Raw genomic sequence first — 15919 nt, 5'->3', positions numbered from 1 at the left:
CGCCGTATAGCCCAGGTTCTGGAACGCCTTCATGTCAAGGCCGGTGTTGTCGGGCGCGACCGGCGGCACCGGCCTCAGCGGCTGCCGGGTGCGCTGCTCGGTGATCCAGGCGTCCTCCACGCCGTACGGGACGACGTTGACGAGCGCCGCCGCACTGACGAATCCGAGCCGGCCGTCGGGCAGCGCGCCCGTGGCTCCGTCACCGGCGTCGTTCTGCGACTCGGACGCCTGGAGCACGCCCGTGACGGTGACCTCGCCCTTCGGCGGCGCCGGTACGCGGTCCGGATCGGCCTTGCCGGGCAGCCAGCCGCGTACGACGGGCAGCGCCTTGCCGCCTTCGGTGTCCTCGGTGCGCAGCAGGGACAGCACATAGAAGCCCCGCTTGTCCTTGACCGTACGGTCCGGCACCAGTAGCGGATGCGCCGTATCGAACCGGCCCGTCACCTTGGCCGTGCGGCCGGCCGTCTCCTCGGTCACCGGCAACAGCTCCCGCAGCGCCCGCGCCTTGGCATGCTCCTGCGCCGCCGACTGCTCCTGCTGCTCCTGATGACGGTCGACCCGGTCGTCGAACCGGCCCAGCTGCCAGCTGCCCATCAGCACACAGACCGGAATCGCCAGCACGGCGAAGATATTGATCGCCCACCACCGCGGGGTCACCAAGAACCGGTACACGCCCCCACAGTACGACCACGCAGATGCGGAGCGCCCCGCAGGGGGCGCGCCCCGAAGGGGCGCGGGACTGTGACATGTGCGGCTCCGCCGCGTGGGCGCGACAAGCCACAGCGAAGTGGCACACGGGCAACTCACCAGCGCGCAACGGCGAGACTCCGAACCGGTGCGGATCAGATCAGTTCTGAGGAATGACGCCCGTGCGGTACACCGTTCCACTGCCGCACTCGCCGGGAACGCGCGTACCGGCCACGGGCGCCCCGCCCTCAGGCGTGTGCGAGACCACAACTTCCGTGTCGCCGCCAGGGTCCCCGTTCCCACCATCGGCCTCACCAGGCGTCCCGGTGCTGCCACCGGACCCCTCACTTCCGCCATCCGCCGAGCCCGCATCCGCACCGGCGTTGGGCCCTGCGGTCTCGCCCTCGTACCGCCCACCCTGCGGCGAGGGCGAACTGCACCCGCTGGGCACCCAGGCGAACTTCACCACATACGCCTGACCGGGCCGCAGCACGACCTCGTCCCGCGCCTCGGCCGGATCGCCGAGGCCGGGCGCCGGATCGCCGGAAGTGTGGTCGACGACCGTGACCTGCCCGCCCCCGCTGCCCTGTACGGAGGCGCCGACGACGCCCTCGCCATCGACCGTGCAGGCGTCGCCGGAGACGTTGGCGACGCGGAAGCTGCCGTAGACGGTGCCCGAGCCGTCGGGCGCGCCCGACTGCGCCGAGCCGCCGCCCAGCTGGTCGCTGCCGCAGGTGGGCGCGCTGGCGCTGAGGGTCTCGTCGGAGTCGGCACTGCTGTCACCGGGGCCGCCGGACGGTGACGGGTCGGCGTCCGAGCCGCCCTTGTCGCCCTTGCCAGTGTCCTTGCCCTTGCCCCCGTCGTGCCTGTCCTCGCCCTTGCCGCCCGTCCCGTCGGCACCGGCGTCGGGGCCGCGGGTCTGGCCGTGGGTGCTGGCGGCGGTCAGCGGCTGATCGTCTCCGCCGACGCCCGGCACGACGCCGCCGTAGAAGAGTGCGGGCACTCCGACCACGGCGACCAGCGCCGCCGCCACGCCGCCGACCATCGCCTGGCGACGGTGCGCACGGCGCGCGGGCACGGCCCGGTGCAGGTGCTCCAGCGTGCGGTCGAGGCTGTCGGCGGGCGGCTCGATGCTGCGGACGCTGCTTCGCAGGAGCTCCCTGAGCGTCTCCTCCTCGGAGCTGAGCTCGGACTCGTCGAAGAGGTCCAGCGAGATCTCCTCGGCGGCGCCGGGCTCACTCCCCCCGTCAGCGCCCTCTGCGGGGTGCCCGGCCAGTTCCTCGCGCCCGGCCAGTTCCGCGGCGCCCTCTTCCGTGCCGTCACGCGACGCGGGCGTCTCGTGCGACGCAGGCGTCTCGTGCGGCTCACGCGGCTCTTCGCCGCCGGGGAGACCCGGTCCCTTGCTCATCACGCCGTCTCCATGGCGGTGCGCAGCGCGGCGATACCGCGCGACCCGTACGCCTTGACGGAGCCGAGGGAGAGGCCGAGCACCTCGGCCACCTGAGCCTCGGTCATATCGGCGAAGTACCGCAGCACCAGCACCTCGCGCTGGCGCCGCTGCAAGCCACGCATCGCCTGTATCAACTGATCCCGTTCGAGCTGTTCGTAGGCCCCCTCCTCGGCGCTCGCCATGTCGGGCATCGGCTTGGAGAGCAGCTTCAGCCCGAGGATGCGGCGGCGCAGCGCGGAGCGGGAAAGGTTCACGACCGTCTGCCTGAGATAGGCGAGGGTCTTCTCGGGGTCGCGGACGCGCTTGCGTGCCGAGTGGACGCGGATGAACGCCTCCTGGACGACGTCCTCGCACGAGGCGGTGTCGTCGAGCAGGAGCGCCGCGAGCCCGAGCAGGGACTTGTAGTGGGCGCGGTAGGTCTCGGTCAGGTGGTCGACTGTGGTGCCATGTGCCATCGCCTCGTCAGCGTCCCCATGCTGTGTGAGCGGGCGCGACGGGCGCGCGGCTGGCCACGGCGCGATCACAGGCATGCCTCCGGCCACCGGTAGCCCTCCGGCACCGGGGCCGGGGCGACCAGGGGCCGTTGCGATTCCGAGTACCTCTGCCACGCCTGTTTGACACGTTTCCCCCCGTCAGGGTTGTACGCGACAAGCACTGTGCCGGAAAACACACCACATGCCGTCATACACACATCTCTCAGTCTCCGCGAACGCCCTGTGGCTGCCAGGCCGTCGGCCGCGCTCCCCCTGCGCGTCGGGCTCTGGAGGCAACAAAGACGCTCCCCGCCTGCCTGCCGGTTGCAGGGGCGGGGAGCGCCATTGTCCGTCAGTGAGCACCGCCGTGGCCAGTGGGCCCGGCAGTCGGCCGAAAGGCGGCCTGTTCTCGCCCGGTCAGCGGCCGGTGCCCCCGTAGACCACGGCCTCGTCCGTCTCGCTGTCCAGCCCGAAGGCCGAGTGGACGGCGCGGACCGCATCGCCCACGGACTCCTCGCGAGTGACGACCGAGATACGGATCTCCGAGGTGGAGATCAGCTCGATGTTGACCCCGGCGTTGGACAGCGCCTCGAAGAACGTCGCCGTCACGCCCGGGTTGGTCTTCATACCGGCACCGACGAGGGAGATCTTCGCGATCTGGTCGTCGTAGCGCAGCGAGTCGAAGCCGACAGTGCCCTGCACCTTCTCCAGCGCCGCGATGGCCTTCTTGCCCTCGGTCTTGGGCAGCGTGAAGGAGATGTCGGTCAGGCCCGTGGAAGCGGCGGAGACGTTCTGGACCACCATGTCGAGGTTGATCTCGGCCTCCGCGACAGCGCGGAAGAGCGCCGCGGCCTCGCCCGGCTTGTCCGGCACCCCGACGACCGTGACCTTGGCCTCGGACGTGTCGTGCGCCACACCCGAGATGATCGCCTGCTCCATCGACTCTTCCCCTTGCCCGTCCGGCTGCTCGTTCGTGACCCACGTACCCTTCAGGCCGGAGAAGGACGACCGCACGTGGATCGGGATGTTGTAGCGGCGCGCGTACTCGACACAGCGGTGCAGCAGCACCTTCGAGCCGGACGATGCCAGCTCCAGCATGTCCTCGAAGGAGATCCGGTCGATCTTCCGCGCCTTCTTCACCACCCGCGGGTCGGCGGTGAAGACACCGTCGACATCGGTGTAGATCTCGCAGACCTCGGCGTTCAGCGCCGCGGCCAGCGCGACGGCCGTGGTGTCGGAACCGCCCCGGCCCAGGGTGGTGATGTCCTTGCTGTCCTGGGAGACGCCCTGGAAGCCGGCGACGATCGCGATGTTGCCCTCGTCGACCGAGTCCTGGATCCGGCCGGGGGTGACGTCGATGATCCGCGCCCTGTTGTGCGCGGAGTCGGTGATCAGACCCGCCTGGCTGCCGGTGAACGACTGCGCCTCGTGGCCGAGGGATTTGATCGCCATCGCCAGCAGGGCCATGGAGATCCGCTCTCCTGCGGTCAGCAGCATGTCGAACTCGCGGCCGGAGGCGACCGGAGACACCTCAGAGGCAAGATCGATCAGCTCGTCCGTCGTGTCACCCATCGCCGAGACCACGACGACAACCTGGTTGCCGTTCTTCTTGGCTTCGACGATCCGCTTGGCAACGCGCTTGATGCCATCGGCATCGGCAACGGAGGAGCCGCCGTACTTCTGCACGACAAGGCCCACGTGTGCTCGCTCCTCGAATCATTTCCCGGGACCCCGGCGCTCCGTGCCACGCTGCCCGGAAGGATGGGATCCACTGGTCGGCTCAGTGTAACGACCGGACGGAACCCGGTCCCGTCCGCGAAAGCCCCTGCCCACCTGGGCCGAAATGACACGGAAACGTGACTCTGTTCACGATGCGCCATCGACTACGCCCGCCCCCAGGCCGGGTACGCAAGATCCGCCGGGCAAGCCCTCGCCGCAGGGCGGCGGATCAGGCGCGGTCAGGCGTTCTTGAGCCCCAGCGGCTCGGCGATCTCGGCGGCCATCACGGCGCCCGCCTCGGCCTCCAGGGAGCCGTCCTCGTCCGCCGCGTTGCTGTCGGTGTCCAGGCCGTCGAGCTCTTCGAGGGGCTTGTCCAGCCGGACGTGCGCCACCAGCGACTGGAGGGCACGCAGCGCCGCCGAGGCGGTCGGGCCCCAGTTGGACAGGTAGGAGAACTGCCACCACCACAGGGCTTCGCTCACCCGGCCCGCGCGGTAGTGGGCCATGCCGTGCCGCAGATCGGTCAGCACGTCCGAGAGGTCGTCGGAGATCCGGCAGGCGACGGGCGCCGAGCGCGGTACGTACGGGTCGAAGACCTCCGAGTAGACGTCGACCGGGTCCAGCAGCGCGGCGAGCCGCTCGCGCAGCTCGTCCACGTCCGGCTCGGGGCCCACGTCCGGCTCGTACCGCTCGTCCGGGACGATGTCCTCGTGCGCGCCCAGCCGGCCGCCCGCGAGAAGGAGCTGCGAGACCTCCAGCAGGAGGTAGGGAACGGCGCTGTCCGGGTCGTCGCCCTTGGCGACCTCGGTGACCGAGACGATGAAGCTCTCGATCTGGTCGCTGATCTGGACGGCGAAGTCGTCAGGGTTGTTCTTGATGGAGTTCAGCGTCGCATCAGACATCGGGCAACCTCTCCCCTGTGGGCTTTTGCGCCCTTGGCTCGCACAGGCTCGCACGGGCTCGTACATCACGGGTCACGGGCTCACACATCAAGAAGCCGCCTTCCTTCGAAGGCCCGTCCCAGAGTGACCTCGTCGGCATACTCCAGGTCTCCCCCCACGGGAAGCCCGCTCGCCAGCCGCGTCACCTTGAGCCCCATCGCGGAGACCATCCGCGCGAGGTACGTGGCCGTCGCCTCGCCCTCCAGGTTGGGGTCCGTGGCCAGGATCAGCTCGGTGACCGATCCGTCGGCGAGGCGGGAGAGCAGCTCCCTTATCCGCAGGTCGTCGGGGCCGACGCCCTCGATGGGGCTGATCGCCCCGCCCAGCACGTGGTACCGGCCCCGGAACTCGCGGGTCCGTTCGATCGCGACGACGTCCTTGGGCTCCTCGACCACGCAGATGACCGACGGGTCACGGCGCGGATCGAGACAGACTCGGCACTGCTCCTCCTGCGCGACATTGCCGCACACCGCGCAGAACCTGACCTTCTCCTTGACCTCGGTCAGCGCACTGGCGAGCCGGCGTACGTCGGCGGGCTCGGCCTGCAGGATGTGGAAAGCGATCCGCTGCGCGCTCTTGGGACCGACGCCGGGCAGCCTGCCCAACTCGTCGATGAGGTCCTGGACCACGCCTTCGTACACGGATGGCTCCCGCCTGCTCTCTGTTCGTCTCTGCGTACGTTAGTGGTCCGTACGGGCCACCACTAGCCGCTGACCAGCCCTCGACCGCCACCGGCTGCCGCAGGTCGGCCACCGGTCGGCCACCGGCTCCCGGCCCTGTGCGCGCTGCGTGGGCCGGGAGCGGGTACCGCTTGGGCCGCTTGGGCCGCTTGGACCTGGTATCGCTTGGACCTGGTACCGCTTGGACCGCTTTCGGACCGCGGTCAGAACGGAAGGCCGGGCATTCCGCCCATGCCCTGCGCGAGGGGACCGAGCTTCTGCTGCTGGAGCTCGGCAGCCGCGCTGTTCGCGTCGCGGACGGCCGCGAGCACCATGTCGGCGAGGGTCTCGGTGTCCTCCGGGTCCACCGCCTTCGGGTCGATGACCAGCCCCTGAAGCTCACCGGAGCCGTTGACGGTCGCCTTCACCAGACCGCCGCCCGACGTGCCCTCGACGGATGTCTCGGCCAGCTCCTGCTGCGCCGCGGCCAGATCCTGCTGCATCTTCTGCGCCTGTTGCAGCAACTGCTGCATGTCAGGCTGTCCACCACCGGGAATCACGATTGCTCCTGGCTCACTAGACGCCTCTTCACGGCCCCGAGCCTACGTGTTCCCCTCTCCGCGGACCCGCCCCTCCCCGAACAGTCCCCACCTTCCGGCCGCACTGCCGTCAGTCGTGCTGGAACTCCTCCAGCACCGTCGCGCCGAGCTCTCGGACGATGAGGTCGTGGCCGGAGAGGGCGGAGTCGTCGAGGTCGGGGTCGTCCTCGGCGGGCATGTCGTCCTCGGGGCCGTAGCTCGACGGCGGGGGTGCCGCCGCGCGGGGGGCCTCCGGCGTGGGTGCCGATGCCGGGGCCGGAGTCGGCGCTGGCGCCTGGGGCGGCACCGGCGCGGTTCCGGCCCCCGCGGGCTGCCCCGTCCCGCCGGGTGCCCCGGATGTGGCTGCACCCGGCGCCGGCGCGGGCGCCGACCACTGCTGCGGCGGTGCCTGCGCGGGAGGGGGCGCCGTCACCGCACTCCGCGCGCCGGCCGCGCCGCCTCCCATGGCACCGGACCCCGCGCCGTACCCGGAGCCCGGCCCGCTAGGGCCCCCGGCACCACCGCCGCCGCCACCGTTACCGCCGCCACCCGACGGGTCGACGATGGCCTCGACCTGCCACTGCACTCCCAGCGCGTCGCCGAGCGCCTGCCGCAGCACCTCGTCGCTGCCGCCGTTGGCGAAGCTGTCGCGCGCGCCCACGTTGGGGAACCCGATCTGGAGCGTCTTGCCGTCGAAGCCGACGATCTGTGCGTTCTGGCTGAGCAGGATCCAGGTGAAGCGCCGCCGGTTCTTGACGGCCTCCAGGATCTGCGGCCACATCTGCCGGACCTGCGCCGGATCGCCGCCACCGCCCGCGGGGGCAGCCGCGGGCCCTCCGCTCGCCCCGCTCACCCCACTCGCCCCGCTCACCCCACTCGCCCCGCTCGCCTCGTTCGCCGACGGACCGGACGGGGCCGAAGCGGCGGGAGAGGGCCCGGCAGGAGAGGTGGCGGGGCCGCTGCTCGACGGCGGACCGGCCGCCTCCGGCCAGGCACCGGGACGCCGCGCGGAGTCCCCCGCACCGGCTCCACCACCGGCGCCGCCACCAGGCCCGGTTCCGCCGGGCCAGGCCCCGGGCCGTCGCGCCGACTCCTCGGCAGCGGGTGCGGAAGGGGCCGAAGCCGAAGGGGAAGAGGAAGCCGAAGGGGGCGGTGCGGGCGCGGGCACCGACTCGGCGGAGGGCTCCCCTCCCGGGCCGCCACCCGCATCGCCGGAGACACCCGCCCCCGTAACGGGCGGCCCCGCAGCAGCACCCCCGCCACCGCCGGGAGCCCCGGCACCAGAAGCACCGACACCCGGAGCCCCCACGCCAGGGGCACCGACACCAGGAGCCCCCACACCAGGAGCCCCCAGCGCAGCACCCGCAGCCCCTCGCTCCAGCCGGTCGAGCCGGGCCTGCACGGAGCGCTCGTCCCCGTACGTGGCGGGCAGCAGCACCCGGGCGCAGATCAACTCCAGCTGCAACCGGGGCGCGGTGGCCCCCCGCATCTCCGTCAGCCCGGTGTTGACGATGTCGGCGGCACGGCTCAGCTCGGCCGCGCCGAAGACCGACGCCTGGGCCCGCATCCGCTCGATCACGTCCCCCGGCGCGTCGATCAGCGACTTCTCGACGGCGTCCGGCACGGCGGCCAGGATCACCAGGTCCCGCAGCCGCTCCAGCAGATCGGTGACGAACCGGCGCGGATCGTGCCCGCCCTCGATGACGCGGTCGACGATCTCGAACGCGCGCGCCCCGTCACCCGCGGCGAAGGCGTCCACGATGTCGTCCAGCAGCGCGCTGTCGGTGTAGCCGAGCAGCGAGGTCGCCATGGCATATGTCACACCGTCCTCGCCGGCCCCCGCGAGCAACTGGTCCATCACCGACATCGAGTCCCGTACGGAGCCGGCTCCCGCCCGTACGGCAAGCGGCAACACCGCGTCCTCGACGGGGATCTGCTCGCGCTCACACACCTCGGCCAGATAGTCACGCAACGTACCCGGCGGGACGAGCCGGAACGGATAGTGGTGCGTACGCGACCGAATGGTCCCGATGACCTTCTCGGGCTCCGTCGTCGCGAAGATGAACTTCAGGTGCTCGGGCGGCTCCTCGACGACCTTCAGCAGCGCGTTGAACCCGGCCGGGGTCACCATGTGCGCCTCGTCGACGATATAGATCTTGTACCGGCTCGAGGCGGGCCCGAAGAACGCCTTCTCCCGCAGCTCCCGGGCGTCGTCCACACCCCCGTGCGAGGCGGCGTCGATCTCGATGACGTCGATCGAACCGGGCCCGTTCCGCGCCAGGTCACGGCACGACTGGCACTCCCCGCAGGGCGTGGGCGTCGGCCCCTGCTCGCAGTTGAGGCACCGGGCCAGGATGCGCGCGCTGGTCGTCTTCCCACAGCCGCGCGGGCCACTGAAGAGGTACGCGTGGTTGACCCGGTTGTTCCGCAGCGCCTGCTGGAGCGGGTCGGTCACATGCTGTTGCCCGATGACCTCGGCGAAGGTCTCGGGGCGATAGCGGCGGTACAGGGCGAGGGACGACACACCCCCGACGATATAGGCCACCACCGACAACTGGCCCACTCCGCGGCCGGGCCCACCGTCGCAAGCCCCCGGCAACGCAGACGCCCCTCACGCACCCGCCAGAGCCGACCTACCCTTGCTGCCTTCCGGCCCTGGGGGAGTTCAGTCAGTTAGCGCCACGTGAGGGGCTGCCGCCAGCCTACCCGATCCCCCACACCCCCTTCGACCTCCCTCCCCGCCCCCCGATACGGGTTCGCGAGCACTCCCCAAGGTCTTGTACAGTTTGCGGCGGAGGATTCGCCTAGTGGCCTAGGGCGCACGCTTGGAAAGCGTGTTGGGGGCAACCCCTCACGAGTTCGAATCTCGTATCCTCCGCCCAGCTCTCACCGGGCTGAACGTAGGGCCCCACCGCTTTGGCGGTGGGGCCCTACGTCGTTCATGGTTGCAGTTTTGGTTGCAGTTGACTCACAGCTGTCGCGTTGCCTGCCACTGGCTGAGCACCCCTTCACTGCCCAGGAGGCGGAGAACATTGCGCTGATGTTCAAAGCGCTCGGCGACCTGGTGCCCCTGGGGCTGGTCTCTCAGCCCGGGGTAATTGAGCGCTCCTTCTAAGGGGCTAATGCCACGTCCGCAGACGCTGGCACCGCCACGGCCCTACTCGGGGCCGGCCGCTGGCACGACATCCTCTTGGTCGAGCGCCGTAACCCTTCCCTCGTCTGGCAACACACCCATCAGGTCCACGTCTACTGGTACAAACCTGCCGCTTGCCTTCAAGGGCAGGTGCGATGCCCTTAACGCTGACGGCCACAGCTCCATGAAGGTGTGGCCACCAACTCGGCTGAGTTCGGATTCGCCAGATGTGGGACCAACTGCAGCCCTGGAGGTTACACACATCGCAGTTCAGCTCACACAGAGTCGCTGACCTCGTCTGCTTCGGAGCTGCCGTTCCACAGCTGACTGAAGGCGGTGAGCTCTTCTGCCATCAATTCGCTGGGAACGTAGGGGCGAACCAAAGTGGTGTCCCACTGGCGCCTTCCGCTGTTGTTCGGTGTGAGCATCACGCCGATGGTGACGAGGTCGTCGGGGCCGCCGGTACGTTCACCGACCTCATGGTGGCGCAACTGCACATAGCTGCTGAAAGCGGCTCTGACAGTCTCGTCGAAGCGGGTGGCGCACGCATAAACCGTCTGCTGAGTGGCGTCCCGGCTTAGGTGCCGACGAAAACGCCACTTGGTGTGGTCGTCAGGGACATCGACGACGTCACCGAGCATGTCCAGCAGAAGTTGTCCCCACTCCGCGCGGTCACCGACAGGCAAGCTGTCGAGTTCGAAGAGGATCCTGTGGCGATCGGCCTCGACGCCGACGCGGGTAGGGGAAGGGCGGTGACGTCTTCCAGCTCCAGACGGATCACCATGTGCGCACGGGTACCTGCTGTGCCGACCGGGGCCAGGGGCAGCAGTGGCGTGGAGTGCAGGGTGCCGCCTAGGCCGACCAGCTCGGGATCAATACCGCCGGGCGGGGCCGCGTCCGCCGCGGCGAACTCGTAGTAGCGCACCGGCTCATCGCACAACGGGATACGCGGTTCGGCAGCGGCACGAAAGAGATAGTCGAGCACTGCTGTGGTGGAGCGCGGTTGGTCGAACAGGACGTCCCAGTCGCGACGCGTCAGCGCGATCCCGGGCATATCGAGGGTATCCCAGGTAGCCACGATCCCGGCCGGAACCTGAGGGTGATCCAGCAGGAACACGGCGATCACGGGCGTACCTACTGAAGTGAATGCGTCATCGGCTACTTGACCGCCCACGACACCGACCAGCACCGACTCTGGGACCTGAACGACGGGTCACAGTACGGCAACCAGGACGACACCCTGCGCCCACGCATCGGCCTGGTCTGGGTAGCGGACGTATATCGCCGCCAAGGCGTCGGCGCCACGCTCGTACACACCCTTGCTGACGACTTCGGGTGCCAGATCGCCGATGTGTCCTGGTCGACCCCGCTCAGTGACGCAGGCCGACGCTTTGCACGCCAGCTCTCGCCCGCGGGCATCTGGGTCACCTGACCCTCCAGCAAGCGTGCGTGAGGGATGGCGCAGAGACCAGGCTGCTCGGTGCATCCCACGCGACCGCCTGCTCTTGGCGAGCATCCGAAATGCCTTACGGATCGTTACTGCGTGCGACTGGTGCGGCAAGGGGCAACTGATCATCTGCACGACGCCGACGGAACGCCTCTCACATATAGCGTGCTGTGTGTGCCTCCACGGGCCTGACCGCGCTGTTACGCAGCTACGGGGGGTTCCAGTGAACAGCTCCATTCCGCTCGTACGAAGGGCGCATCAAGATGGGATCTATGTGGGGGTGACCTGCGTGGGCAGCTCACCCCCATTTTTCGCCCGCGACGGCGCCGTGCGCCTAGCCGAGTCGCGTGACAGCCTTTAAGAAGCCACTCGCTCCTGATCGTGCAGGGGCACTCTCTCGCACCACACAACCCCTGCTGTCGCCTACCTCAGCCCAGGAACGCAGCAATTTACTGAGTGCTGCAAGGTCGTCGTTCGGCTGAGAGATTCCACTCGGCCAGCCGTCACCTCTGGGTCACTCGTAGTCGGCGACACCCAAGCTGGTCCTCATCTCGTGACGCATGTGACGCAGCAGGCCCCACAAGTCGTCGATCCTGTGCTGAACGGCGTCAAGTGAATCCTCGGGACGAGGTACGCCATTGTCCAAGCGTTTGATCATGCCGTACGTCGTATTGAGCGCTTTGCTGACGGTTCCTGCCATGCCAAGCACGGGGTCAGGCACGACGAGTTGGGCCTCGGCATAGCAGTCGCGGTGCGTCGCGCGAGCCTCGTCGAGCTGTCCACGGGACTCTTCTCGCTCCTCATCGCGCAGGAGGACGTGAAGGTGATCAGTGAGCGCCGTAAGGTACTGCCGCGCGGCCTTGTTGAGGGCGACGTAAGACGTACGCCGCTGCTCCATTCCTGTCTGCCGTCGCTCCGCGGCGAGATCCTCCATACGCTGCCGGTCCGCATGCTCGAGCTCATACCGCTTGGCTCGATCCGAAGCCCGCTGCGTCAGCAGCCCCGACAGCAGGGTTCCGAGGACGCCGACCACGGCTACCGCAAGCGCCGTATACGACCCTATGTTCATCTGCTCTTGCCCATCCCTTCGAAGCCAGCGGCACCCGAGCATCACATAACAATGGACACGTGGACGGAACCAGCGAGGGCCGAGCAGTGCCCGCAGAGACCGAGCCAAGCGTGTGTAGCCGCTGCGTTGACGATGACGCCCTGCAAGCGCTGCTCGCCCGGAACGCCGACACTATTCGCACCTGCCATTTCTGCGGAGGCGAACAGGCTGCGGACTTCGACACCTTCCTGGAAGCGTTCATGCGAGGGCTGCACCGCGAATTCAACAATGTCGACGACGAGGGGGTCGGATACGATTCGCGAGAGGGCGGCTACCAGTGGTCAGGAATCCGGGACTCCTGGGACCTGATCAGTGACGAGTTCAGCGATGTGCTCATCGGCGAAGGCTTGGTCGAGGCCGTGCAACGCAGCATGGAACCCTGCCTGTGGATCAAAAAGGATTTCGTTGAGCCGCACAGGGATGAAGCTCTGATGGATAGCTGGCAGGACTTCCGGCAAGCGATCCGGCATAAGACCCGATATGTTTTCTGGCAACGTCCGCGGTCGCACGAGGACGAGCTGCGCGGAGCTGGCGAGATCCCGCCTGAACAGATCCTCCAGAGGATTGGTGACCTGATCAGCGCACTCGATCTGGTGCGTCGGCTCAGTCCCGAAGAGCGACTGTGGCGTGCACGCGTGCACGCCCACGCCGAGAGAGTCAGGTCTGCCGCCGACCTGGGTACGGTCCCCCAGCACCTCTGCAACCAGTCCAACCGCATGAGTCCCGCAGGCATCCCCATGTTCTACGGCGCACTGACCGCGGGGACTGCCCTACAGGAGGCCATGGTTCGGCCCGGACATGCAGCCATCGCATCCCTGGGAGCCTTCACCTGTTCTCACGAGGTCAACATCGTCGACTTCACCGACCTTCCTCAGGTTCCGTCGCTCTTCGACCCCGAACTGGGCGATTCATGGCGCCAGGTACGGTTCCTACACGCTTTCGTGGAAGAGCTCGCACAGGAGGTACGGCCTTCGTACGAAGAGATCGACTACGTGCCGACTCAGGTCGTAACCGAGTACCTGCTTCATGCCTGGGGTGCTGGTGCGCCTATCGCTGGGCTGAAATACAGATCTGCCCGTACCGGAAAGCCTTGTGTGGTTTTGAACGTTCGATCCGAGCACTGCCTCGACGTCGGTTCCGCGGAACTCGGAGAAGGCGGGCTCCGCCTCTTGCTTCAGCCGGACTCGGTACATCAGAGGCCCCTGCCCAGCAGGCGGAAGTCGCTCAAGGAACGGCGTCTTCACTCGCCTCACTACCGGGTTCGTCTGCCGCGTAGGGGTGGACGTACCGGCCGTCGTTGAACGGTTTGAACCAGCTCGCGAGGTCCATGGGAGCGACGCCGAGGTGCGCACCCACCGGGCTCTCGTCGATGCCGTCCTTCGAGTCGTCGTACAGCCACTCGTGGTCCATGTCCTCGTAGACGAGATCGGCGAAGCACTCCAGCGCTGCCGAGACCCCGTCGGTGAGCAGACCGAACGTCTCCAAGGTCACCTCAGTGGTGTTCAGCAGCAGTCGCAGGGCCAGCTCCTCGGCGACACAGCTCAGCTGCTGGAAGCTGCCCTCCGTGAAGCGAGTGGTGAGGGCGACGGCAGTCACCAGGAATCGGCGTGCGAAGCGGGCGTCGTACTGCAGGGCATAGCGCGGCGGCAGGTCTTCCAGCAGCCAGAGCGGCTGATCGCACTCGGCGACGTTCGTCTTCTCCACTGACAGGGAGAAGGCGTCCTCAAACAGCTCGTCCAGGAGCACATCGGTTGCCCACACCACCGCTCCGGCTGCCAACTCTGCGTCCTCGGGGGACACTGCAGAGTCGGCGAACTCCGGGTAGGAGTCCTCATCGTCCTCGTCGACGGCCCCGAACATTCCCGGCCCGAAGGACCGCAGCCGCGCGGACAGCGCACGCATCCGGGTTGCCGCCGACTTCGAATCGGCAGCCACACGGGCCGGGTCGACAGCGGTTGCGGCGGCCGGCTCGGCCAGCTTGGCCCGTCGGGAGGCCACATCCGGCGGCGGCCCGTCCGGGCCGTCCGCCGCCTCCAGACTCTCCTTGGCAAGCTCGGGGTGGAGTTCGACCTCGCACCGCTCCACCGTCCAGTCGGCCAACAGCTCCGAGCGCTCAAGGACCTCCTCCGCCAGGGCACGGACCGCCTGCTCGGCGAACTCCAGCGCCGGCGCGTCCACGAACACTTTCAGCAGTGCCCCTCCGGGGTAGACACCCACGAAGGTGTCCTCGACGCACACCTCTACGCCGTCGGGGCCCTCAACCGACTCAGCTGCTGTGAAGCCCTGTTCCAGAAGGGCACCGGCGCCGACCCGATGCAGCTCGTCCATCTCAGGCGCGCCACTCGGTATCTGCGCGTCCACCGTCACCGCATACGTCACGGCCCCCAGCCTGTCAGGACGAGAGACCTCTTGCGGCAACAATGACAACTTCCACTCCACTGCCCGAACAGGTGCCGCGCCACCACTGCCGCGTCGCATCCGCTGCTGTCGAACCGCCTCTTCGCTGCCTGCCCACCCGTGCCATCCATGTCGGTCACCAGGGGTCAACAGGCGGAAGAGCAAGCACTCCCCGGACACTCCGAATCAGAGCATTACCGCAGCTCAGGCAACACATCAGCCCGGAAGCGCAGTTGATTTCCAAGCTCAGGAACGCCCCTATGCAGGCCCTATCGCCAGTGAAGATGGGTTCGGGCTACCGCTCAGAAACAACCGCAGCGCAGACGAGGTGTCCCGTACGAGCGCCCGCATGGTGGCGATCGCGCACATGGTGAGCCCTCATCTCCGTCGCCGGTACTCGACGATGACCTGAGGGCCATACACCGTGATCAGCACAGCAGCACCGGACCCCGCGATGACATAGCCCTCGATGGCCTGTGGGAGATCCAGCGACGCCACCGAGAAGACCGTGACGATCGTCAAGGCCACGGCTACGGCAGCCCGCAATCCGTCGCCAGTGCGATACCTCACCGCCGAAACATTCTGCAGTTCCTGCTCATCCAGCAACACGCCGACGCGGCCCTGGGCGTAGCGTTCGGCAATCCTCAAGAGGAGTTCGGCAAGCTCTCGCAGTGCCCTGTCGGGTTCCTTGTCAAGCTCCCGTTCCACTTCCTGGAGCTTGCCGACGACGAGCTTTGCGTGCTCTTTCAGGGCGGTTCGGCGGTGCGAAGGCTTCAGCCATGTCACGACGCCACGCGTACGGTGCGCCCGCAGCACGGTTCGGGAGGCGCGGGTGACTGAGGCTGACACCGTCGGCAGCTCGCCGACCCTCGCTTCGCCCACAGCGCGATGTGCCTTGGCGCACGCGCAGATCGCTTCAACGAATGTGCTGGCTGGTACGTGCGCTCGAAAGCGCGGGAGTTGCTGTCCAAGTAACAAGATCTCGGATATGGCCGATGTGCCGCGCAGCAGGCCCGCCAGTATGTAGCCCGAGCCGTAGACCCCGAGCACCGCGACTCCGCTGAATACCAGGATCACAGGCAGGCAGGGCGAGGGCGTAGACGCCCAGGAGAAAGCCGTTCTGTTCCCCCAGCCAGGCCATCGCCTGCGGCCAGGAGAAGGCAGAATCACTCCGCTGAGTCGAAAATACCTGGTAAAGCCTGGGCGCGAGGAGGGCGAAGAGAAACCCGGACCAGGACCAGACGAGCAGTGTGCCGACCATGTACCGGAACGGCATCTGGGGCTTGAACACTGCGTACACCCTCATAGTGACGCGGAGCCGTCCTCC

The 15919-nt window shown here is 68.2% G+C and carries 14 protein-coding genes, 1 tRNA gene, 1 other RNA gene and 1 pseudogene; 3 read left to right on the top strand and 14 right to left on the bottom strand.

The genetic code is table 11. The features are described 5' to 3' along the window. Window positions 1–42: 42 nt before the first annotated feature. The 9 genes and pseudogenes from ACTWQF_RS25455 to ffs all read right to left on the bottom strand — a co-directional run. Window positions 43–594, bottom strand: a pseudogene (locus ACTWQF_RS25455) (SURF1 family protein); the annotation flags it as partial. A 253-nt stretch (window positions 595–847) separates the two neighbouring features. After that, on the bottom strand, window positions 848–2095 hold the full coding sequence (locus ACTWQF_RS25450) for a hypothetical protein (RefSeq protein WP_443281972.1): 1248 nt from the start codon (window positions 2093–2095) through the stop codon (window positions 848–850). Next, window positions 2095–2667: a SigE family RNA polymerase sigma factor gene (locus ACTWQF_RS25445; protein WP_443247677.1), complete on the bottom strand. Its 573-nt coding sequence runs from the start codon at window positions 2665–2667 to the stop codon at window positions 2095–2097. Before ACTWQF_RS25445 ends, ACTWQF_RS25450 begins: the two co-directional genes overlap by 1 nt. A gap of 360 nt (window positions 2668–3027) precedes the next feature. Then, a complete protein-coding gene (locus tag ACTWQF_RS25440) occupies window positions 3028–4308 on the bottom strand; it encodes an aspartate kinase (RefSeq protein ID WP_443281971.1) in 1281 nt (426 codons plus the stop codon). Window positions 4309–4568: 260 nt separating this feature from the next. Next, window positions 4569–5231, bottom strand: coding sequence for a DUF5063 domain-containing protein (locus tag ACTWQF_RS25435; protein ID WP_443281970.1), 663 nt, complete (start codon window positions 5229–5231; stop codon window positions 4569–4571). A gap of 80 nt (window positions 5232–5311) precedes the next feature. Continuing rightward, window positions 5312–5911 (bottom strand): recombination mediator RecR, encoded by a 600-nt coding sequence (gene recR / locus ACTWQF_RS25430; RefSeq protein ID WP_443281969.1) that lies wholly within the window; start codon window positions 5909–5911, stop codon window positions 5312–5314. A gap of 242 nt (window positions 5912–6153) precedes the next feature. Next, complete coding sequence (locus tag ACTWQF_RS25425; RefSeq protein ID WP_443247672.1) at window positions 6154–6489, bottom strand: YbaB/EbfC family nucleoid-associated protein; 336 nt, start codon at window positions 6487–6489, stop codon at window positions 6154–6156. Between the two features lie 109 nt (window positions 6490–6598). Further along, a complete protein-coding gene (locus tag ACTWQF_RS25420) occupies window positions 6599–9031 on the bottom strand; it encodes a DNA polymerase III subunit gamma and tau (protein ID WP_443281968.1) in 2433 nt (810 codons plus the stop codon). 76 nt (window positions 9032–9107) lie between these two features. Beyond that, window positions 9108–9202, bottom strand: an RNA gene (ffs, locus tag ACTWQF_RS25415) — signal recognition particle sRNA small type. 98 nt (window positions 9203–9300) lie between these two features. Between ffs and ACTWQF_RS25410 the strand changes: the two genes are divergently transcribed. Beyond that, window positions 9301–9385 (top strand) — tRNA-Ser (locus ACTWQF_RS25410). Between the two features lie 530 nt (window positions 9386–9915). Here ACTWQF_RS25410 and ACTWQF_RS25405 read toward each other — a convergent pair. Further along, window positions 9916–10281: a hypothetical protein gene (locus tag ACTWQF_RS25405; protein WP_443281967.1), complete on the bottom strand. Its 366-nt coding sequence runs from the start codon at window positions 10279–10281 to the stop codon at window positions 9916–9918. Next, complete coding sequence (locus ACTWQF_RS25400) at window positions 10218–10766, bottom strand: hypothetical protein (protein ID WP_443281966.1); 549 nt, start codon at window positions 10764–10766, stop codon at window positions 10218–10220. Before ACTWQF_RS25400 ends, ACTWQF_RS25405 begins: the two co-directional genes overlap by 64 nt. 27 nt (window positions 10767–10793) lie before the next feature. Between ACTWQF_RS25400 and ACTWQF_RS25395 the strand changes: the two genes are divergently transcribed. Further along, window positions 10794–11072, top strand: coding sequence for a hypothetical protein (locus ACTWQF_RS25395; RefSeq protein ID WP_443282004.1), 279 nt, complete (start codon window positions 10794–10796; stop codon window positions 11070–11072). Between the two features lie 529 nt (window positions 11073–11601). On the opposite strand, the gene ACTWQF_RS25390 is transcribed toward ACTWQF_RS25395, so the two are convergent. After that, a complete protein-coding gene (locus tag ACTWQF_RS25390; RefSeq protein WP_443281965.1) occupies window positions 11602–12156 on the bottom strand; it encodes a hypothetical protein in 555 nt (184 codons plus the stop codon). Window positions 12157–12215: 59 nt separating this feature from the next. Here ACTWQF_RS25390 and ACTWQF_RS25385 point away from each other — a divergent pair, with 59 nt between their 5' ends. Further along, window positions 12216–13496, top strand: a complete 1281-nt coding sequence (locus ACTWQF_RS25385; protein ID WP_443281964.1) for a HEPN-associated N-terminal domain-containing protein — start codon at window positions 12216–12218, stop codon at window positions 13494–13496. Here the strand turns inward: ACTWQF_RS25385 and ACTWQF_RS25380 are convergent. Further along, window positions 13420–14574 (bottom strand): hypothetical protein, encoded by a 1155-nt coding sequence (locus ACTWQF_RS25380; RefSeq protein WP_443281963.1) that lies wholly within the window; start codon window positions 14572–14574, stop codon window positions 13420–13422. The two genes, ACTWQF_RS25385 and ACTWQF_RS25380, sit on opposite strands and share 77 nt — an antisense overlap. Before the next feature lie 396 nt (window positions 14575–14970). Beyond that, window positions 14971–15669 carry a hypothetical protein gene (locus ACTWQF_RS25375; RefSeq protein WP_443281962.1) on the bottom strand — a complete coding sequence of 233 codons (699 nt, stop codon included), beginning with the start codon at window positions 15667–15669 and terminating at the stop codon, window positions 14971–14973. Window positions 15670–15919: the final 250 nt, after the last annotated feature.

The sequence above is a fragment of the Streptomyces sp. 8N114 genome, assembly GCF_052245835.1.
Classification (GTDB): Bacteria; Actinomycetota; Actinomycetes; order Streptomycetales; family Streptomycetaceae; genus Streptomyces.
Note: the sequence above shows the minus strand (reverse complement) of the source record. Positions and strands in the feature narration are given on the sequence as shown.